Here is a 21,829-nt window from a genome sequence, read left to right on the forward strand (position 1 = left end):
CAAGTTTATAATATGTTTAGACACCTGTCAACAATTTGATTTTTTGAAATTTTTAAAAATATTGCTCTTAATGGTGGCCTGATAGCTATTATTTCGTAATTTGTTGATTTTAATTTTTTTTAATTTTGCCGTCTCCAGAGCTGAGAAATAGCAACTGGCTGTGCGGACCGACATGAGCCAAGGTCTCATGTCTCGGTTTGAAGCCTCGCAAAAAACGCGAGTCTCCAAACACGCCCGGTGCTGTAAGCACAGGAAAACCACCTGTACTAACACCACTTTCACTGCCAGCTGCTATTTCTCAGCTCTTCCGACTATTTTGTTGCTTTTTAGGCCAAACTATCCATTGTAATTGAAACTAATATTTTAGTAATGAATTAACCTGCACAATATGTTGTATAACTTACTGACTATCTTCAGTTCTAAAACTTGGTTAGCGAAACAACAGTAAAAGACTAGCAATCCCCCAAATTGGATTACTAGTCTTTTTTGTCTTAATGTTCGAAAGCTGACCACATTGGGACACGCTTTCGTTCCTTTTAAATTCTATTCTTTAGTAAATTGACTGTTGTACATATTGGCATAGAAGCCTTTTTCAGACATTAGTTCTTCATGTGTTCCTCGTTCGATAATTTCACCATCTTTAACTACTACGATTAAATCAGCATTTTTAATAGTTGAAAGTCGGTGAGCAATGACAAATGATGTCCGATTCTTCATTAATATATCCATCGCTTGCTGGATTTGTTCTTCTGTTCTTGTATCAACCGAACTAGTTGCTTCATCTAAGATTAACATTGGGGCATTTCTGATTAATGCTCGGGCGATGGTCAACAATTGTTTTTGTCCGACTGATAAACTGACCGCATCGTTCAAAACTGTGTCATAACCATTAGGCAATGTTTCAATAAAGTGATCCAATCCAACTGCCTTTGTTGCAGCCTTAATTTGTTCATCTGTAACGCCTGTTTGATTATAAACTAAGTTATTGCGGACAGTATCTTCGAATAACCACGCATCTTGCAAGACCATATCGAATTGTTTTCTGACTTCTGAGCGTTTCATCTTCGTTATATCGACGCCATCAATTTTGATTTTTCCACTATTCATATCATAAAAACGCATCAATAAATTAACGGTCGTTGTTTTACCAGAGCCAGTTGGTCCTACGATAGCAATCTTTTGGCCAGCTTTAGCTTGAAGTGAAAAATCTTTGATAATTTTTTGATCTGGTAAGTAACCGAATTCGACATCATCAAATTCGACGTTACCTTTGGTGCCTGACAAAGCTTGTTTTTCATTATCTTCATCAACTACTTCTGTTTCATTCAAAAATCCAAATACTCGATTCATTGCTGCTTGAGCTGACTGTAAACTTGAAAATGCTTGAGTAATTTGTGATAACGGTTGGGTAAAGAGTCGTACATAAATCATGAATGCCACAATTACACCAATGGTTATGTGACCGTTCAATACTAAAATGGCACCGACGACACTGACCATTACGTAACCAAAATTTCCAATAAAGTTCATTAATGGTTGCATAATACCTGATAAAAATTGTGACTTCCAAACATTATCTTGTAAATCATCGTTCAATTGATTAAATTCTGCTTTAGCTTGATTAGTGTAATTGTAAGTTTTAACAACGGCGTGTCCTGTATAAATCTCTTCCAAATAACTTGATACATCAGCTAGTTTATTTTGTTGATTGTAGAAGTATTTTTGTGAACGGGTAATCAAAACTAATGTCAAAACAAAACCCAGTAAAACTGATAACACTGCTGTCAATCCCAAAGTAGCGTTAGTCGTAAACATCATTACAATACTACCAATCAACAACGTAACGGCAGAAACTAAGATTCCCAAACTTTGGTTTAGAGATTGACCGACTGTATCTAAGTCATTGGTAACTCGACTGAGGGTATCACCTTCGTTATGAGTATCAAAATATTGTAATGGTAAGTTATTAATTTTTTCAGTAATTTTCGTACGTAATTTTTGAGTAAACTTTTGAGTGATTGTCGCCATAATAAAACCTTGGCCATAAGAGAGAATCGCTGCTGCAACGTAAATGAGTGCTAGCATCACAACAATGTGCATCACTTTAGTCAAGTTGATATTACCAACCAAACCTTTAGTAATTAAATCAGTGATTTTACTCAACTGATCTGGACCAATAATTGTTAAAATACTACCTGCCATTGCAAAAACAATCGCAATGATAAGTGGAACTAAATATTCTGAACCATATTTTTTAATACCATTGATTACTTTCATTCAGCTAGTTCCTCCTTTGATAGTTGTGAGTAAGCAATTTCTTGATAAACTTCATTATTCTTCAATAATTCTTCGTGTGTACCCATGCCAGCAACTTTGCCATCATCTAAAACTACGATTAAATCAGCGTCCATAATCGTACTGATTCGTTGAGCAATAATAACTTTCGTCGTCTGAGCTGCTTGTTCTTTCAATGCTGTTCGTAACTTTTGATCAGTTTCATAATCAAGTGCTGAGAAGGAATCATCAAAAAGTAAAATTTCAGGTTTTCTAGCGATGGCACGAGCGATTGCCAAACGTTGTTTTTGACCGCCAGAGAAATTATCACCATGTTGAGCTACTTTAGCATCCAATTTTTTATTTTTTTCTTCAACAAAGTCTCTTGATTGAGCCACATCTAAGGCGTTATAAAGGTCATCATCCGACTTCTGACCATTTGTACCAGATGTTCCGAAATCAATGTTAGAACGAATGGAGCCGCTGAATAAGACAGCTTTTTGCGGAATGTAACCAATCCGTTTGTTCAAATCCTCTGTGGCGTAATTTTTTACATCAACACCATCGACTAGAACTTGCCCAGCAGTCACATCATAAAGGCGTGGAATTAAATTCATGGCAGTTGATTTACCACTACCAGTGGAACCGATGAAGGCAATAGTCTGACCAGCTGTGGCTTTGAAATTAAGGTTCTGAATTGCATCTGCTTCAGCTTCTGGGTAACGGAAACTGACATTTTTGAATTCTAAAGTACCCTTTTGAGTTGGCTCTTGTGCTGTTTCTTTTGGTTGTTCGATTGATGGTTTAACATCCAAAACTTGATTAATTCTGGCTACTGAAACAGTAACACGTGGCAAGAGGATGAAAATAATCGACAATAGTAAGAATCCTAAGATAACTTGCATCGCATAAGATGAGAAAACAATCATATTACTAAACAAAGTCAAACGGGCACTGCCCATAGTTGCTTGATTAATAATAATGGCACCAATGCCGTAAACAGCTAACGTTAAGGTACTTGAGATAAAACTCATACCTGGATTCATTAGTGCCAAGACACGATTGGCAAATAAATTAGTATCAGTTAAATCTTTATTAGCTTTATTAAATTTTTGATTTTGATAATCTTCAGCATTATAGGCGTGAACCACACGAATACCTGACAAGTTCTCACGCGTAACCAAGTTCAAACGATCAGTTAAACTCTGAACTTTTTTAAACTTTGGTTGAACCATTAATAAAATAAACGTCAACATGACAATTAAAACTACAACGGCAACGGCTGTGGCAGTCGTCCATTGCCAGCCTTTGTTGGCTATTTTAGTAATTGCCCAAATGGCTGTAATTGGCGCTTTAATAATAACTTGTAGACCCATTGCGATAAATTGTTGTAACTGGGTCAAGTCATTCGTTGAACGTGTTAACAAACTTGAAACAGAAAACTTCTTAATATCTTGTGTGGAATAATCCATAACTTGATTAAAAACATCTTTTCGCAATCGAGCCGTAAAACCAGCAGCAACGTGTGCCGCGAAGTACCCGACGATGATTGATGCCACAGCACTCAAAACTGAAAATAGGATCATCATCATCCCTGGTTGTAAAATTTGGTTAACCGTTGTACCCGATTGTTCCAATTTTTCGGTAATTGTAGACATGTAACTAGGAATTGCTAATTCCAACCAAACTTGTAAAATGATAAAAATTAAACTAATACCAATCATTGAATATTCTTTTTTATTCAATCGTTTAAATAATTTGATCATTAATTTTCCTCCTCTAGTTCGCATACGAACTATTACATTAAAAAAACGCTTTTGATAGTTAAATATGCCGCTTCCAAGAACAAGAAATTTAGGTCGCTGTGGGGACCTAAATTCTTGTTCTTTCCAGCTAGTTTCTTATTAATGAATAACAATTTGTCGTAGTTTTTCCATAATCACTTGGAAAAATAGGATATACTCATACAAAATCACTAAACTAAACAATAAACTACTATCACTACACGTTACTTAGTATTCTCTTTTATCTGATTAAGCACTTTAAAAAACGTGGCTAGATCTTCATTTGAAATGCCTTGACGCAATTTAATCTCTGTTGCGGTAACTGACTTATCAATTTCTTGCATAATATCCTCTGCATAGCTTGTCAGATGCAGACACTTTACTCGAGCATCATTTTCATCAGGTGTCGTATATAACAAACCATTTTTGACCATGCGTTGAACTAATCCACTGGCTGTAGATTTGCTAATCCGCATACCTTCTTCCAAGTCCTTTTGAATGACCTGGTCTCGATGACTATGTACAAAACCCACTGCCATCCCTTGCAAACGTGAGATTCGATCACTGGCATGATTATCTACGAAGGGATTATCACCATGTTTACTTCTTTCATCATGAATATAATGAAAAATATGTTGTGACACATCTCTAATATTAAAAGCAATCATATCTTTGGGATCAAACATTTTATTCACCTCGTTTGTTCGTATGCGAACTATATTAATCTCTTTAAATTTCAAAGTCAACGTTTTTTTCGAAATAAAATTGTTTACAGCGACGGAATAATAGTTTATATTCAAATTCTAATTTAAGATTTGGAGAAAAAAAGGATGCGTCAAATTATAACAGAGAGATTAATCATTCGTCCGATCAAAGTAACGGACCATGATGAATTAGAAGCGATTTTGTTGGACCCAGCAGTCGTTCGATACACACGCTATCGTGACGTCAAAACGCCAACTAATTTCACTGCGATTTTTGAAAGCCATTTTTTGAATACGGCTTATACATTTGGAATCGAAACAAAAGATGAACATAAGTTGATCGGTTTCTATGAATTCCATCCTGAAGAAACGACTGGCATTTTAACATATGCTTTAGCTCAAAGTGCCTGGGGGAAAGGTTATGTCGCTGAAGTTGGCAGCGGTATGATGGCTTACGGCTTCAATGTGCTCAACTTTGACCGTATCGAAGCACATTACGCTAGCCTCAATCCCCGTTCTGGCAAAGTTATGAAGAAAATGGGCATGAACGACCTTGGTTCTATCGGAACATTCCCATCTCCACACACCGGTGAGGTTCGCCAAGTTATGGCTTATGAATTAACTAAAGCAGATTGGCTATTGAACAATAATCAAGAACAAGCTGTTTAAATTTTTTTATATCAAGATACAAATATTTCGAACTTATCCACGTAAAAAAGGTTCTAATCATCCTTAACTAGAGGATGGTCAGAACCTTCTTTTATTTAATAGCTAAAGATTGAAAGAATTAAAACGTACTTGAAGTCTTGCTATTCTAGTCATCATTTACTAAAAATAATCAAATTTATTTACATTTAATCAAAAACAAAACATAAACTAGCCGGAAGAAGCAAGAAATTTAGGTCGCTGTGGGGACCTATTACCTTCTCCACAGCATATTCAACCTTCAGTTAATAGCCTAAATCAATTCTTTATGAATGCCTTGCATGCCACGTTCAATTTGTTCCAATTCTTCAGCGTAACCTTTCAAACGGTCACCATATTTATCAACTAATTCCGGTTTAGCATCTGTTTTGTAACGCAATTTATGTTCTAAACTAGCCCACATATCCATGCCGACAGTTCTGATTTGAATCTCAACTGGAACATCAACTGCACCACTCGCTTGAAAAACTGGTACTTTAACAACAATATGTAAACTACGATAACCACTCTCTTTAGGATGTTCAACATAATCCTTTCGTTTCAAGAGTGTCACATCGGTTTGATCAATCAATAACTTTTCCACATTATAAATATCATCAATGTAATTAGTAATTACTCGAATCCCAGCAATATCATAAATATTAGCTTCAATACTTTTGGCAGTTAAATCATAATCTTTCCTTTCAGCCTTTTGTAATAAGCTCTGCATATCCTTCATGCGTGATTCTATGTGGTGGATTGGATTGTAGTCATAATTAACTTGAAATTCAGAATCTAGGTTTTCTAATTTGGTACTGATTTCTTTTTGGCCTGCTTGGTAAAGCTGATACATTTTAATTAGGTCGGCAAGTTCTTCCATATCTGGTCGATTTACAATGCCATCTAATTCAGCTTGAAGTTTCTTTAAATTGATAACACTCGGTCTATCTAATATCATACATTCATCCTTTTACTACTTAAATTTATTGTTTTCCAAATAAACAATAATAAAATCCCCTAAGATTTCCTTATTTGTGAAAAGTTAAATATATAATTCAGTTTCAGCAGGTTTAGTCTTACCGATAACTTTTCCATTGTGAACTGACAATAAGACTTCGGCACGTTTGTTCAAAGCATCATAGAAATTATGAGCATTAATCAAGACAAAGTTGGCCGGTTTACCGACTTCAATACCGTATTGGTCTTGAACGTGCATAACTTTTGCACTATTAGTTGTAATAAACTGATATGAATCCATAATTTGTTGGTGTCCCATCATTTGTGTAGCATGTAGACCTTCTGCTAAAACATCGTACATATTACCATTACCCATTGGATACCATGGATCTTTAATATCATCTTCACCGAATGCAACGTTGATACCATTTTCATTTAATTCTTTTACTCTTGTTAAACCACGACGTTTTGGATAAGTATCAAATCGGCCGCCCAAATACATATTAACTAGTGGATTGGAAATAAAGTTCATATTAGACATCTTTAACAAACGCATCAATTTATACATATAAGCATCGTTATATGATCCCATTGCGGTTGTATGTGACGCCGTTACACGATCACCTAGACCACTTTCATATGCTAGTGTGGCAATCGTCTCTAAGCTACGAGAACTAGGATCATCAATTTCATCACAGTGTGCATCGAACAACAAGTCATTTTTTTGTGCTAAATCAAAAGCAAAGTGGAGCGATTCCACAGAATATTCACGATTAAATTCGAAATGTGGAATAGCACCGACAACATCGACACCTAAATCAACAGCTTTTTCCATTAATTCTTTCCCATGTGGATATGACAGAATCCCTTCTTGTGGAAAGGCAACAATTTGCAATGTCATCCAGTCTTTGACAGTCTCACGAACGTCAATTAGGGCCTTCAAAGCTTTCAAACTTGGATCAGTCACATCAACGTGTGAACGTACAAATTGAATACCATGACTTGCTTGCATCTTTAAAGCTAAGATAGCTCGCTTTTTCACGTCTTGATACGTTAAATCTTTTTTACGTTCTGACCAGATACGAATACCATCGAACAAAGTTCCATTTTCATTCCATTCTGGTTGACCGGCTGTCAAAGTACTATCCAAGTGTACATGGGGATCAACGAATGGTGGCAAAAGTAATTTCTCATGACCAGCAATAACTTCTTCACCATCTTTAGGTGTTAGATGTTCGGCAATCTCAGTAAATTTACCATCTTCGATTCTGATATCTTGAGCAGGTTGATTCTCAATTCTGACTTGTTGTAATAACATCGCGATACACTCCTTCGAATTTTTGATATAGTATACAATTTCTGTGTTGACAATGCCAAATTTCTCAATTAGACTTACAGCAATATAGATCTTTTTAAGGGCGGTCCAGCGAGGCTGACAAGGGAGCGGTAAATTTTGAAAATTGAGGGGCCTGCTCATTTAAGCAGTCCCCTTTTTTACTGCTCACAAGATATTATGGGGGTAAAAATATGGCACAAAAAGAACATATTCAAGCAACTACATCCGACCAAAGAGCAATGTCCAAATGGGACATGTTTGCTACATGGATCGGGGCTAATGCTAATAACGGGACGTGGTATATCGGTGGTGTTATCGCCGCTGTTGGTTTAATCAAAGCATCCACGCTACTAGTTGTTGTCGGTTCACTTTCTTATATTCTATTGGGTTTAGCATCATATATGGGTTATAAAACGGGGCTTCCCGCTATGGTACTAACCCGACCATCCTTTGGCGTTAAAGGTTCGATCATCCCTTCAATCGTCAACGTTGTTCAGTTTATCGGTTGGGCGGCTATCAATACATTTATCGCTGCAACGTCAATTAGTTTCATTCTGAAAGATATTCTCGGTTGGGACAATTCTTCCTTCCACAATCAATTCAGTATTATCATCGGCATTGTCGTTATGTCCATTCTACATCTAATCTCGATTTCATTAGGGGAAAAATCAGTTAAATGGATCGAACGTATCGGAATTATTTTAGTTATTATTTTGGTTACATGGGAATCAGTTGTTGTTTTAAAGACAGTACCTTTCCATGACATCGTTAAATATCAACCAGCCGCTAAGTTCCAACTTCCTAGTGGAAAAATCGTTGATATTCTGGCTGCTTTTAACTTGGCATGGGTCACAGCAGCTGCTGACTTTAGTCGTTTCACCAAAGACAAACACGCCGCTACAACAGCTTCATTCTTGGGCGCAAATATCGGTTTGTTCTGGTTCGCTTTTATCGGTTTAATTGCAACAATTGCTACAGCCATTACCATTAACAAATTCGACCCTAACAATGCTGATCCAAGTACAATTGCGGCTAAACTTGGCTTAGGTATTTTGGCAATGTTAGTTATAGTTATTACTAGTACAACAGCCAATGCCGTTAACTTAATGGCTGCAGGGTCTGCTTTAACAAACATTTTTCACCGACTAAAACTAACACCAGCATTGTGGATTGTTACATTAGTCGCCACAGTTATGACATTTATTCCCGTTTATATCGCAAGTTTTTTAACAACCTTCGAGACTTTCCTTGATGGGATTGGAATGTTCTTGGGACCAGAAATTGCGATTTTCTTAATTGATTTCTTCTTCATCAAACAAAAGAAATACGACGTCTCCCAATTTTCAGCACCTAACGGTAGCTATTGGTATACAAAGGGCGTTAATCTCGTAGCCATCGCTACTTGGGCTATCGGTGTAATTAGTTATCTCGTATTAAACAAGCTTGACTTCATCGTTAACACAGTTGGAGCAACCTTCCCAGCCATGTTAATTACCGCAATCTTGTACTTAGTGGTTGCTAAAACAAAAACTAATAAATAAGAATAGAATACAAAAATAGACTAGATAAATTTCATTTAATATCTAGTCTATTTTTTCATAGTTAGTTCTATATTTTTAAACCAATTAATCATAATCATTTTATTAAACTTAGCTAACATATCAATACACTAGCCGAATGACGAAATGAAAAAGTCAGCAGTGGTAGTGGTGTTAGCGATTTATCGCTTACTCCACTGGACGTATTTTGAAATTTGCGGTCTGTGCAAAGTTCAAAATCGAGGGTCGAGACCGCACTTTGGCTCGGGCCGGTCCTCACAGCGACTTTTTCATTTCGTCATTCGGCAGAATTTTTTAACTATTTTCCCGACTGGCACTCCGATGCCAAAGAAAAATTCCAATCAACAAAATTACACTGATCACACATGATAAGCCAAAAGTTATATGCATGCCATCAATAAATAATTGTGGATTGTTTGATGTATATGATTTAACACGACTACCATTTAACATCGACATTGAACCAAATAATAACGTTGTCGACATGGCTGACCCTACAACCATACCTACCGTTCTAGCTAAACTATAAACACTACCGGCTGAACCGTAATCTTTTTCATCCACATTGCTCATGACTAAAACATTGTTTGGAGAATGGAATAATCCATTTCCTAATCCGGCTAATGCTGCTCCAACCGCAAAAATCAAAATTGGATTGTGTAATCCACTTACTACATAAAAAATTTGACCGAAACTAATAATACTCAATCCAACTAACGTAATTTTAAATGGATCATGTCGATCGGCTAATGAACCTGACATTGGTGCAATGAATAACTGAACAACTGGAAAAATCAGTAAGAAGAAGCCACTAAATAGCGGACTAAACCCTCGAGCGTTTTGTAAATAAAATGGTGCTAAAACATCAAAGAAGAAATCAACGATAAAGACCATGAAACAGGCCAATAATTGCATCGTAAACCATTTATTTTTGAATAATGATACGGGTAAAATTGGTTCAGATTGTTTCGATTCATAACGGTAGAGAATCACTAACAAAATCAAACCGGCAATTGTCAGACTGAGAATACGCCAATCGGCCCACCCCCATTGTTGACTCAAAAGAATGCCGATGAACATACTTGTAAAACCGACTAGTAATAACAGCGAACCAGTTAAATCAAAGCCATCATTAGCAAAAGTTTTATCCAAATTACTTGGTAAATATTTAATCAAAATATACGTGGCAATCACACCAACTGGCACGTTGAGCCAAAAGATAATATGCCACGGGAAGAAATTCAAAAGTATCCCGCCTAAACTCGGACCGATGATCCCACCTAAAGACACGAATGAACCCATCCAGCCTAAAGCTTGTCCGCGACGATTATCTGGAAAGACTTCCACAATAATTCCGTTAGATGTCGCCATTGTCATTGCTGCTCCAATTGCTTGCAAACTACGCGCTAAAATCAACGACAACCAATTAATTGATAAAGCACAGAGCATTGAACTGACCACAAAGATAATTGTGCCCCATTTAAAAAATTTAATTTTGCCATACTTGTCGCCTAATTTACCAAAGATCATCAATGTACTACTCATCACAATCAAATACATTGTCACAACCCAGTTAACTAAACTCATATTAGTATGCAGCGCCTTACTCAAGACTGGTAGCGCTACGGTGACAATGCTACTATCTAAAGTAGACATGAATATTACGATACCAATTCCCAAAAGAATCATCGTAAGATTTTTATTCTTAACTTGTTCCATAATTTCCCTCAATACTATATATTAATATATATAGTTTAATACATAGTGAGAAATTGTAAAGGAGACTTTTATGGCACGTTCTAACACATTGCAATATATGATTCTTGGACTCTTAACTCGCCAACCAATGACCGGTTACGACATCAAACAAACTTTTGATAAAGAAAAAGCTGAATTTTGGACAGCTCCTTTTAGTCAAATTTATCCCGAATTGAATCGGATGCTTAAAGACGGTTTGATTAGTCTCTTAAAAACGGACACGACTAACTCACGAAAAAAAACTTATCAATTAACTAAGGATGGTCGTAATCTTTTTGAACAATGGCTTACTACCCCACTTTCACCTGAAACAACAATGCTAGATAACGACAATTTTATCCTACGTCTACATTTTCTAGGGCATGAACATCCCACGATTCTACGACAGTTGCTGACTTTAAGAGTACGAACTTTAAATTTGGAAATCGCTCAGTTGGAATTGGAACTAACCGAAGTAGTCAATCACCCAGAACAATTGGGACGTGAATTGATTATAAAAAAGGAATTAGCAAATAAAAAGTCTGATATTCAGCTTTGGAAAAAAGAACTAAAAATCCAATCAAAATAATCGAAGTATATCTCAATACGAAAACAGACCTAGTAATCAACGATAAAATTGATTACTAGGTCTGTTTGTATAACCGGGTAATTACACCCTGATTTTAAATTTTAACAATTCCAATGCCAACTAATCCTGGTCCAGTGTGAACCCCCAATGCAGGTCCAACTTGGCCAAGAAATTCTTGTTGTCCATGAATATTATTGTCATGCAATAAATCAAGCATCTTTTGACCACCGGCCTCATCAGCTCCGTGTCCAACTGCCAAGAGATAATCCTTACCATCGTCCAAGAAATCTTGAGCAAATCCTAACATCATCTTTTGACCTTTTTTCATTCCACGCGCCTTAGCAGCAATTGTATATGATCCATCGGTCTTACATGTGATGATTGGTGCTAATTTCAACATTCCACCTACTGCAGCGGCAGCAGCACTAATACGACCACCGGCCTTCAAATAAGTTAATGTGGGAATACAGAAGTAAACGACAGTATTCGTAATCATCTCAGCAACTTTAGCTGTAACATCGGCAAATGAACTGCCAGAATCGATCATATCTTTAGCACCAACGGCAATTAATCCCGCTGCAACAGCGACTTGTTTCGTGTCAAAATAAGCTGATGTGAATCGGTCATCCTCGTCTAGGAAAACTTTCAAGAAATTAAACGTACCACTCAAACTTGATGAAACTGAAATTGAAACTATGTGATCATAGCCGTCAGCGGCAATTTGATCAAGTGTTGTTTGAATCGAATCACCTGATGGCAAAGAAGTCTTAGGAATTTCAACAGGTAAATTTTGGTAAACTTCTTCAGCTGAAATTTCAACTCGATCACGATAAGTTTTTTCATGGTAAGCAATTTGCATTGGTAATTCATAGATACCAGGTTTTTCTAGATATTCTTTCGGTAAATCACAGCAGGAATCTACCAATACAGCAATCTTTTCCATTTTAATTAGCTCTTTTCGTCTAAATTATGCGTTTCTATCATTAATATTTTTTTAGTAATTAATTTCGTGGCAAAAGCCATTGTCACCATTTCAACCAACAAATAAGCTGCGGACTGATCTTTTTCAGAGATTATTTGCCCCTCTTCACGGTGATTCAGCATCTTCAAAGCTAGCTCCTGCTTTTCACAGAAGAAATCATATGCTTTAGCGATTCCACCATTTAGTCGTGTTTGAACTTCCAAACCTTCTTGAATTTCGTTAATGGAAACGACTTGCTTCAAAAAAGTAATGGAAATCAAATAAGCTAAATGTTCGCGAGTGTAACGTTTCTTTTCTGGATGAGGCAATAGACCGTTCTTAACATAATTATTGACCATTGATGTCGTGACAACAGGACTATCTTCTAACCAAACTGGACCGATATATTTATCAACCAATGTTAATAGTTGATCACGATATAAATCTAGCTCTGGTAGTTCATTAAATCTTGGTAAACGATAGGCCTCCATCTTATCAAGCCATGTTTGCAATTCATCCATACGTACGCACTCCTTTTGTAATTACTGTTATAATTTATCATAGTTATATTAACTATTCAATCTAGTTTTGATAACCAGATGTAAAAATATTCAAAATTGTACAAAAAAAGCCCTGAATATACTTATTCAAGACTCTCCTTTAAATCATGCTCGCGCCAACCCATAGCTATTGTTAGTATGAGGCCTGCGGATGTTAATAAAATTATATAACCAATGTTGCGATTAAAGTTGGCATCACCCAAGTATAAATCGCCTAATAACGTGGCCATAACTGCTATACCAATTCCAAGACGTTGAATTCTCGTAAAGGCAGTTCCAGTTTGACTGCGTCTTTCTCTCTTTGTTATGTATGGTAATACAAAACCTAATCCAATTAAAACAATAATGGCTACAAAATTAATTACTAATTCATACCACCACATCGATGAACCAAAGGCAACGTCTTGTGGACCAATCGCAGCAATCGTCGCAACGCCTGTCACGATCAAACACCACCAACCAACTGCCAAGGACATCGTTTTATTTTTTATATAAACATATCCAGAACTAAACTTGTCATCATTCATTCTGACCTTAATAAAGGACCAGAAAATCCAACAAGTAACACCGGGTGAAATGATTCCATTTAAATTCAGTAACCAATTAAAGATATCTTTCATATTAGGTAACAAAATACCTAGGAACATAATGAACGCACTCAAGCCAACCGTTAATAAATACCCATTGATTGGCAATCCCGCAGAGTTAGTTTTCCGCAAGAATTTTGGCATGTAACGATTACCAGTATCAGAAATCAACATTCTCGTCATCGCATTCAGCAACACAGCTAACAAAGCAGCTAGATAGAAAATTTCTGTAAAGGCAAAGAGATACATCAACGTATTACCCATGTGGAATCGTTCGCCCAAAGCTTGGAATGCATAGTAGGAACCATTGATTTTCAAATCATCTGGCAAGTGGTAAGCATTGAAAAAGACTCCCAATGAGAATGACCCAAAAATCGTCAAGAACCCAGTCATGATCGATAACATAATCATAGCTTTAGGAAAATCACGATTAGGATTGCGCATTTTCGTTACAAATGGAGCAATTCTTTCAGCACCATTAATAGCAAAAATCAAAAATCCTAATGTCGTCAAATAATGTAGATTAAATGTCGGCACAATCGTATGAACAGTCAAAGGTTTCGTAGCGATATGTCCACCCATTGACAGAGCAGCTACCGTCATAAATACAAATAAGACTGTCATCCCGAACATGGCAATTCCACCAATTGTACTCAGTATTTCAAGCGAACGCTCGAAACGGGATTGAATAATTATGAAGAAGATAAAAATCAATAGCGTGAACAATGCAAAGTGACTGTTAGACATTTGTGTCTGGAGCCTGGCATCGCCATTAACGACCCAGCCCATCGCTACAGCAATCGTATTCGCGGTATCTACAACGTAAGGAATTGAAGCAGCCCAATATGTCCAAGCCGCAAAGTAACCTAAAAACTCCCCACTAGTTTCTCTTACCCATGATGTCAATCCACCACCATCGTCGTCGAACGTAGAACCAAGTTGGCCCACCATTAACGAATATGGAATAACATATAGGAGAATCATAATGATCCAGGACGTTATAACGCCCATTCCTTGGTTTTGGAAATTGTAAGTCAGGTCATCAAACCCAACAACTGTCACAAAATCCATCAGGGCCAACACTGGCCAGCTGATATACTTCTTTTTAGTATCTAGTTCTGTCATGGCGTTTTCCTCAAGTGAAAATAAATCAACTTTCCAATTTACTCACCTAACGGTTACTTCAAATATACAATATTTAAAAATAAATAGAAGGAAAATGATTTAAAAATATCAAAAAATTTAAGCGCTTACTTACCCGACATGACCGCAATCCTAGGATTGACCTTTTAGTGTACATTATGGAAAGTTAAGCAACTCGAAATATTTTACCATAAAAGAAGTGGCTATGATATAGAAAGATGTGGCCGCCTCCGGTAAGAAGCAGGGAAACCTGCTGTGGGACCGCTTCGAGCCAAGGTCTCGAAGCCCGGTTTTGAACTTCGCCAAGTACGCGAATTTCAAAACACGTCCTGTGCTGTAAGGACTAAAGTCCTAACACCACTACCACTGCTGGTTTCCCTGCTTCTTACCTCCGGCTAATTGATTGGATGCTTTGTTAATACTCGTATATTTGGATTATTAAATACAAAATGTTCATAGCTATTTTAGAATATACAAAGCGTCTATCATTTCTGAATATCTTTGTCATTGTAATATAAACCTCAATGGAATCTTTTAATAACCCTTTCAAGTTAAAATAGTCATTGATAAAACACATTGTCCTAATTACTCCTTTTCTATTAAAATAAAATCAGTATGTTTTAACAAATAAATCCATAAAAATTTTTCGATTCTAGAGATGGCATAGACATTAACAGCTTATCCATCTTATATTCGATATAATGATATTAATATCAAATGGAGGTGTCACATGCCACAATTAAGAACTGGTTTTACTAATATTCAAAAGTTAGACCCCAGCATTATTGTCGACTTGCGTTATGCCACTACTAACAATTTTACTAAGCAAGTGATCTATGATTTTACTACAGCTATTGCTCGAACCGGTACTGCCGAAAAGTTGGCTCTTGCTAGTAAAGAACTAAAGGATCAAGGTTATCGAATTAAAGTTTGGGATGCTTACCGACCAATTAAGGCTCAAGAAAAACTATTTGAAGTTTATCCAGATCCAACCTTTGTCGCCAAGCCTAACCCTAATTTTTCCCATCAAAAAGGTGTCACTTTTGATTTAACGTTATGTGATTTAAACGGCAACGAACTAACGATGCCAACACCATTCGACGATTTCAGTGAAAAAGCCTACCGCTCTTCACATCGTTCACCAGAAGTAGAAATTAATTATCAAATCCTCCATACTGCCATGCAAAATGCTGGATTCATCGGTTATGAAAATGAATGGTGGGATTATCGAGATTCAGATATGGACAACTACGAACCAGCTGCAGCTGATCCAAATGATTACAAAATATAATATCAAGATTACTGTATTCAAAAAAGCACGTGATAAATGTTAATTTATCACGTGCTTTTTAAATTTCAGATTAAAGATTAGTAAAGGTCAAATATATAACCAATACACTAGCCTTCGAGTGCGAGAAATATTGGCAGCAGTGCAGGTGGCGTTAGGGATTTATCCCTTACACCACGGGACGAGTTTTGAAATTCGCGTACTTTGCGAAGTTCAAAATCGAGGTCGGAGACCTTGGCTCCGACCGGTCCCCACAGCAGCCTATATTTCTCGCACCCGGAGGCGGCATCCTATTCTTCAATCAAATTATATTCTTTCCAACCAAAAGCAATTACAAGAATAATTCCTAAAATACTAATTCCCACGATTGAAATAATATTATGTTGATAATTTGAACCACCTAAATACAAATCACCAACGATTGTTAAGAACAAGGCTGCCAAAATCCCACTCCATTGAAGACGAGTAAAGGCTGAACCTGTTGTACTACGTCCTTCACGACGAGTAACGTATGGCAATAGTGCACCCAAACCGATTAGAACAATGATTGCGACAAAGTTGATAACTAATTCATACCACCAAGTTGGTCCACCGACTTTAACATCTTGTGGTCCAATTCCAAAAATAGTTGCCAAAGCTGTAACAATCAAGCACCACCAACCAACTGACAATGCTAATTTATCATTTTTGATATAAACGTAATCTGATGGGTACTTCTTGCTATCTTGACGAATCTTAATGAAAGCAAAGAAAATCCAGCAAGTAACACCTGGTGAAATGATTCCGTTCAAGTTTAAGAGCCAGTTGAAAATATCATTCATACTTGGCAAGAAAATACCTAGTAACATAATAAAAGCACTCAAACCACAAGTTAATAAGTAACCATTAACTGGTAATCCATTACCATTAGTTTTACGTAAAACTTTTGGCATGTACTTGGCACCAGTATCTGAAATCAACATTCTTGTCATTGCGTCCAACAAGACTGCTAATAAAGCTGCCAAATAGAAAACTTCTGTCCAGGCAAAGATATACATCAACAAATTACCCATATGATATTGTTCACCTAGTGCTTGGAAGGCATAGTATGAACCGTTCATCTTCAAATCATTTGGTAAATGATAAGCATTAAAGAAAACACCCAATGAGAATGATCCGAAAATTGTTAAAAAGGCCGTCATAACGGCTAACATAATCATTGCCTTAGGAAATTCACGTTTAGGATGACGCATTTTAGTAACAAACGGTGCAATTAATTCCGCACCATTCACTGCATAGATCAACAATCCAATAGTTGTTAAGTAATGCAGATCAAACTTAGGAATAATCGTATGAATATTCATTGGTTGTGTTGCGATATGACCACCACGTGCCAAAGCTGTAAATGTCATCAGAACGAATAAAACGGTCATTCCAAACATTGCAATTCCACCGATTGTACTCAATACTTCCAATGAACGTTTGAAACGTGATTGAACAAAAATAAAGACTAGGAAAGTTATCAAAGTCCAAAAGGCAAACCAGCCATTTGACATATGACTTTGTAAACTAGCATTTCCAGAGTAAGCCCAGCCTAACCCAACAACGATTGAGTTTGCTGTATCAACTACGTAAGGAATTGATGCTGCCCAGTAAGTCCAAGCTGTAAAGTAACCCAAGAACTCCCCGCTTGTTCCTCGAACCCATGAAGTTAAACCACCACCTTCATGGTTAAAAACTGATCCTAATTGACCAACCATTAATGAATAAGGAATAACATATAAAAATAGCATGATAATCCATGAAGTAATAACACCCATACCTTGGTTTTGAAAGTTATAAGTTAAATCATCAAAACCAATTACAGTAACAAAATCCATTAAGGCAAGAATTGGCCAGCTAATGTAGCTCTTTTTTGGTTCCAAATCTTCCATAATAAGCTCCCCGATAAAAAAAGTTATAAAACACAAGGATATATTTTACAACTTATTAAATTCTATACATAGAGCTTAAAAACGTTTTCTTGAAATAATGTCAGTTTTTTTGGGGATGCCGCCTCCAGGAGAGAGAACTACCGGCTGCTGTGGGGACCGACGAAAGCCAAGGTCTTTCGTCTCGATTTTGAACCTCGCATAACCCTCGAGTTTCAAAACTCGTCCCGTGGTGTAAGCGCTAAAGCGCCAACGCCACCTGCACTGCTGCCGGTAGTTCTCTCTCCTGAAGGCTAGGGTTATGATTATATATATAAATTATGATGTATTCATTATATATAACCAAAAACTATACTGATTTCCAAAAATACTCAGATTCAGAGATGGTCTTATTTAAACAGAAAAAGAACCCTTACACAAAGGTTCTTTTTCAGTTTAAATTATTCATTTACTTCATCATTATCAATTTCATCAATGCCTAATGTAACGTTTTCTTTAGAATTTTCCACAGCATCAATTCCGACTAAAGCTACCATATCAACGCCAATACTGTGATACTTTTCGCTTGTATCAACTTTATCATCGCTAGTTACCATGGTTGTTGGACGCATAATAACTGTTCTGAAACTACGTTTGTTCAAGTTATCTTCGGCATCACGTTTTGTTTGAATATAACGTTTGTTAGCACCAGGAATATCGTCGGCTGAAATATAAACGAAGACTGGAACCTTGTTCTCTTCCGCTGCATCAGCAATATTCAAGGCACTTTGATAGTTAACTTTTTCAAATGTTAGATTCTCGTTAGGTTGTTCTTTGTATTCACCAATCGTATCAACAACAACGTCAGCACCCTTTAAATTTTCACTCCAAAAGCCCTTTGATAAAGCATTACCGATTTTCCAATCAACTTGTTTGTGCCAAGCCTCATTACCTAGTGGTTCACCCGTTCTGGAAACACTTGTTACTGAATCACCGTTTTCAATAAAAGCTTTGGCAAACTCGCTGCCCAAAAATCCGTTTGCTCCAAAAATTACTACTTTTTTTGCCATAATACTATTTCTCCCTTATTCTAAATACTCTCTATTCGAAATCGGAAAATGCTTCGTCAATTGCATGATAATCGGTATTTCCTAAATCTACGTTTAATGCTTTAACGTTTTGTTCAACTTGTGCTGGTTTTCTAGCTCCTGGAATGACGATTGAAATGTCGGGATTCTTCATATACCAAGCTAAAATAACTTGTGCCACAGTGGCATCATATTTCTTAGCCAACTTCCGAACTTGGTCGATTGCTGCCAAAACTTGGTCAAATTGAGCTGGTGTATATTGACTGAATTTCTTAGCATCAGCTGCACTATACTTACCAGTTAACAAACCTGATGCCAATGGGAAATATGGTACAAATGAAATATTGTTCTTCCGTAAATATGGGAATAACTCTTTTTCTGCATTACGATGCAACAAACTATAATTATCCTCAACAATATCAACTAAGCCATCTTTGTTAGCTTCTTTAATTTGAGCTAATGAAAAGTTAGACACACCAATGGCTCTAATCTTGCCAGCTTGTTTGAGTTCATTTAAAGCTGCTACTGCTTCGTTCTTTGGTGTACTTTCATCTGGAAAATGGATATAGAAAATATCAATATAGTCTGTTTTGAGACGTTTCAATGCCTCATCCACAGCCTTTTTCAAAAATTCTGGATCATTATTATTCTTTAAATCATTATCAGGGTCTTGCGCTGCCTTAGTCGCAATGACTAATTTACTCCGGTCATAATTTTGGATCACGTCGCCAATGATTTCCTCAGAACGTCCGACACCATACATATAAGCGGTATCTAACGTTGTAATTCCACTGTCGATAGCTTCCTTTACGACGGCATAACCATCTTCATCCTTGAGATTCTTAAAAAGATTATGTCCACCGACCTTATTAGTTCCCAAACCAATTTTCTTGCTTGTCACGTCTGTGTTACCAATTTTAATTAATTCATCCATTAACATCAGACCTCCTCATTACAAACGGGTTGTTTTGAAACCGTTACCTTTATAATAGCTCAATGAAACCAAAAAAAATAAGATTATGCATATTTCGCATAATCTTATCTTAATAGTCTAATCTTCAGAAGATAATTCGCGACTTTCACGTTTTTCTTCTAAGGAGTTACGAACAGCTTCTTCCGTTGCTTTACGACGTTTAGCTAATTCGCTATTTTCAATTTTATCTTTAACAACTTCTAATTCATCAACTTGTGGATGTGCTTCAGGGTTATTACGTCTGAAGATAGCCATCACACCATAAGCAATCTTTTCGCCCATAAGTGTAATCAATGAACCGAATAGAATTACGACAATACCGACAATGGTATTAACGTTCATAGCCTCGCCCAAGACGAAGAGTGCTAGGACAGGAGCTAAAGCTGGCTTTACAAGGAAAATCAATGATGCTTGTAAGATACCAACTTTTTCCATTGAAACAAAGTACAATCCAAAAGCCACACCAGTGACAAGGACTGAAATGTAAAGAATCAATGGCAATGTTTGAAGACTGATACCTTGGAAATATGGGATTCTGCTGAATTCAGAGAAGCCACTAGGAATAGCGTTGGCAACTGCTGGAATATGAGTGATTGCCATCAAAATTCCTAATTCAGTTGCACCAAACAAGAATGCTAAACAAGTCATTGAAAGACCGTTTAAACCAATCTTGCCACCATACACACGTGACATAACGCCATAAATACCAAAGATAATTGAGGACAAAAGTCCTAAGATGATGCCCATAGCCCCGGATAGATGGAATGGGTTGATAATAATCAAGAGACCCACCAGTGTCAAAATCAATGCTAAAACATTAGTTCTGGATAATTTTTCTTTGAGAAATACGAAGCCAATGATCAAACCGAAGATTGGATTGGCACTCAACATGATAGCAATAACGGAAGCTTTTGTCATCCCGATTGATAGTTGATAAAGTGTCATACTCAAAACTACGATTACAAAACCAGTCAAGGCAATTCTAACCCAACCTGATTTATCTATTTGAACATTGTTCTTCTTTAGGTAAAGAATTGTAAATGGTAATAAAGCCAATCCACCAATCAAGAATCGAATAAAATTCAATTCAATTGGATTAAACTGTCCTCCAGCAATCTTCAACGCAATTTCCATCGAGCTGAATAAGAATGTTGGTATCAATATATAAAGAAAACCCTTTAAATTCAAAACTTAATGTCATCCCCAATTTTTTTGTAAGTGAATATATTCAGTGTACTCTCATTTTTGGGGTCTAAAAAATGAAAGTGTTTTCAAGTGACAAAATTATAATTATTTTTTTAGTGACCGTCTCCGGGAACCAGCACAGATGGAGGTCTGCTGTGGGACCGGTTCGAGCCAAGGTCTATCACCTCGGTTTTGAACTTCGCAAAAAACGCGAATTTCAAAACACGTCCGTTATGTAATAGCTAAAGCTATAACATAACTATCACTGCTGACCCCCATCTGTGCTGGTTCCCTCCGACTAGTGTATTTGTTTCATGCACTTATCTTAATTACCTTCGTTTTTATATCACAAATAAAAAACAAATCCTCTCGTTATTTACGATTGAATTTGTTCCAAATAATGCGTGTGGTGCTAGTTGACTTTTTTACCAACAATTTCAATAACAAACTTTCCATAACTGAATATACCTCAATCACTTCAAAAAAATTAGATTTATAAAAAGACTTCAGTCGGAAGAATCGAGAATAGTT

The 21,829-nt window shown here is 36.6% G+C and carries 17 protein-coding genes; 4 read left to right on the plus strand and 13 right to left on the minus strand.

Annotated features, from left to right (window positions below):
* Nucleotides 1-543: 543 nt before the first annotated feature.
* The 3 genes from FD31_RS08015 to FD31_RS08025 form a co-directional block, all read right to left on the minus strand.
* Entirely contained in the window at nt 544-2,277 is a 1,734-nt protein-coding gene (locus FD31_RS08015; protein WP_057892252.1) for an ABC transporter ATP-binding protein, read from the minus strand.
* The gene (locus tag FD31_RS08020) at nt 2,274-4,040 is read right to left on the minus strand and encodes an ABC transporter ATP-binding protein (protein ID WP_057892253.1); all 1,767 of its coding nucleotides are present in this window, start codon (nt 4,038-4,040) and stop codon (nt 2,274-2,276) included. The genes FD31_RS08015 and FD31_RS08020 overlap by 4 nt, the downstream gene beginning before the upstream one ends.
* 242 nt (nt 4,041-4,282) lie before the next feature.
* Nucleotides 4,283-4,744 (minus strand): MarR family winged helix-turn-helix transcriptional regulator, encoded by a 462-nt coding sequence (locus tag FD31_RS08025; RefSeq protein WP_057892254.1) that lies wholly within the window; start codon nt 4,742-4,744, stop codon nt 4,283-4,285.
* 144 nt (nt 4,745-4,888) lie between these two features.
* Here FD31_RS08025 and FD31_RS08030 point away from each other — a divergent pair, with 144 nt between their 5' ends.
* On the plus strand, nt 4,889-5,431 hold the full coding sequence (locus tag FD31_RS08030; RefSeq protein ID WP_057892255.1) for a GNAT family N-acetyltransferase: 543 nt from the start codon (nt 4,889-4,891) through the stop codon (nt 5,429-5,431).
* Nucleotides 5,432-5,720: 289 nt separating this feature from the next.
* Here FD31_RS08030 and FD31_RS08035 read toward each other — a convergent pair whose 3' ends face one another.
* Together FD31_RS08035 and codA are read right to left on the minus strand one after the other, a co-directional pair.
* The gene (locus FD31_RS08035; protein WP_057892256.1) at nt 5,721-6,404 is read right to left on the minus strand and encodes a GTP pyrophosphokinase; all 684 of its coding nucleotides are present in this window, start codon (nt 6,402-6,404) and stop codon (nt 5,721-5,723) included.
* 84 nt (nt 6,405-6,488) lie between these two features.
* The gene (codA, locus tag FD31_RS08040) at nt 6,489-7,721 is read right to left on the minus strand and encodes a cytosine deaminase (protein WP_057892257.1); all 1,233 of its coding nucleotides are present in this window, start codon (nt 7,719-7,721) and stop codon (nt 6,489-6,491) included.
* Nucleotides 7,722-7,930: 209 nt separating this feature from the next.
* Between codA and FD31_RS08045 the strand changes: the two genes are divergently transcribed.
* Nucleotides 7,931-9,280 carry a cytosine permease gene (locus FD31_RS08045; protein ID WP_057892258.1) on the plus strand — a complete coding sequence of 450 codons (1,350 nt, stop codon included), beginning with the start codon at nt 7,931-7,933 and terminating at the stop codon, nt 9,278-9,280.
* Nucleotides 9,281-9,592: 312 nt separating this feature from the next.
* Here the strand turns inward: FD31_RS08045 and FD31_RS08050 are convergent, their stop codons facing one another.
* Nucleotides 9,593-11,017, minus strand: a complete 1,425-nt coding sequence (locus tag FD31_RS08050) for an MFS transporter (RefSeq protein WP_057892259.1) — start codon at nt 11,015-11,017, stop codon at nt 9,593-9,595.
* A gap of 70 nt (nt 11,018-11,087) precedes the next feature.
* Here FD31_RS08050 and FD31_RS08055 point away from each other — a divergent pair, with 70 nt between their 5' ends.
* Entirely contained in the window at nt 11,088-11,624 is a 537-nt protein-coding gene (locus FD31_RS08055; RefSeq protein ID WP_057892260.1) for a PadR family transcriptional regulator, read from the plus strand.
* Between the two features lie 94 nt (nt 11,625-11,718).
* On the opposite strand, the gene FD31_RS08060 is transcribed toward FD31_RS08055, so the two are convergent.
* From FD31_RS08060 to FD31_RS08070, 3 genes are all read right to left on the minus strand, one after another.
* Nucleotides 11,719-12,567, minus strand: coding sequence for a DegV family protein (locus tag FD31_RS08060; RefSeq protein ID WP_057892261.1), 849 nt, complete (start codon nt 12,565-12,567; stop codon nt 11,719-11,721).
* Between the two features lie 5 nt (nt 12,568-12,572).
* Complete coding sequence (locus tag FD31_RS08065) at nt 12,573-13,106, minus strand: DUF1836 domain-containing protein (protein WP_057892262.1); 534 nt, start codon at nt 13,104-13,106, stop codon at nt 12,573-12,575.
* A 122-nt stretch (nt 13,107-13,228) separates the two neighbouring features.
* The gene (locus FD31_RS08070; RefSeq protein WP_057892263.1) at nt 13,229-14,857 is read right to left on the minus strand and encodes an APC family permease; all 1,629 of its coding nucleotides are present in this window, start codon (nt 14,855-14,857) and stop codon (nt 13,229-13,231) included.
* A gap of 748 nt (nt 14,858-15,605) precedes the next feature.
* Here FD31_RS08070 and FD31_RS08075 point away from each other — a divergent pair.
* Nucleotides 15,606-16,166 carry a M15 family metallopeptidase gene (locus tag FD31_RS08075; RefSeq protein ID WP_057892264.1) on the plus strand — a complete coding sequence of 187 codons (561 nt, stop codon included), beginning with the start codon at nt 15,606-15,608 and terminating at the stop codon, nt 16,164-16,166.
* Between the two features lie 287 nt (nt 16,167-16,453).
* Here the strand turns inward: FD31_RS08075 and FD31_RS08080 are convergent, their stop codons facing one another.
* From FD31_RS08080 to FD31_RS08095, 4 genes are all read right to left on the minus strand, one after another.
* Complete coding sequence (locus tag FD31_RS08080; protein ID WP_057892265.1) at nt 16,454-18,076, minus strand: APC family permease; 1,623 nt, start codon at nt 18,074-18,076, stop codon at nt 16,454-16,456.
* Between the two features lie 437 nt (nt 18,077-18,513).
* Complete coding sequence (locus FD31_RS08085) at nt 18,514-19,122, minus strand: NAD(P)H-binding protein (RefSeq protein WP_057892266.1); 609 nt, start codon at nt 19,120-19,122, stop codon at nt 18,514-18,516.
* 31 nt (nt 19,123-19,153) lie between these two features.
* Nucleotides 19,154-20,074 carry an aldo/keto reductase gene (locus FD31_RS08090; RefSeq protein WP_057892267.1) on the minus strand — a complete coding sequence of 307 codons (921 nt, stop codon included), beginning with the start codon at nt 20,072-20,074 and terminating at the stop codon, nt 19,154-19,156.
* A 117-nt stretch (nt 20,075-20,191) separates the two neighbouring features.
* Complete coding sequence (locus FD31_RS08095) at nt 20,192-21,301, minus strand: DMT family transporter (RefSeq protein ID WP_057892268.1); 1,110 nt, start codon at nt 21,299-21,301, stop codon at nt 20,192-20,194.
* Between the last annotated feature and the right edge of the window lie 528 nt (nt 21,302-21,829).

It is taken from the genome of Companilactobacillus nantensis DSM 16982 (assembly GCF_001435815.1).
GTDB lineage: Bacteria > Bacillota > Bacilli > Lactobacillales > Lactobacillaceae > Companilactobacillus > Companilactobacillus nantensis.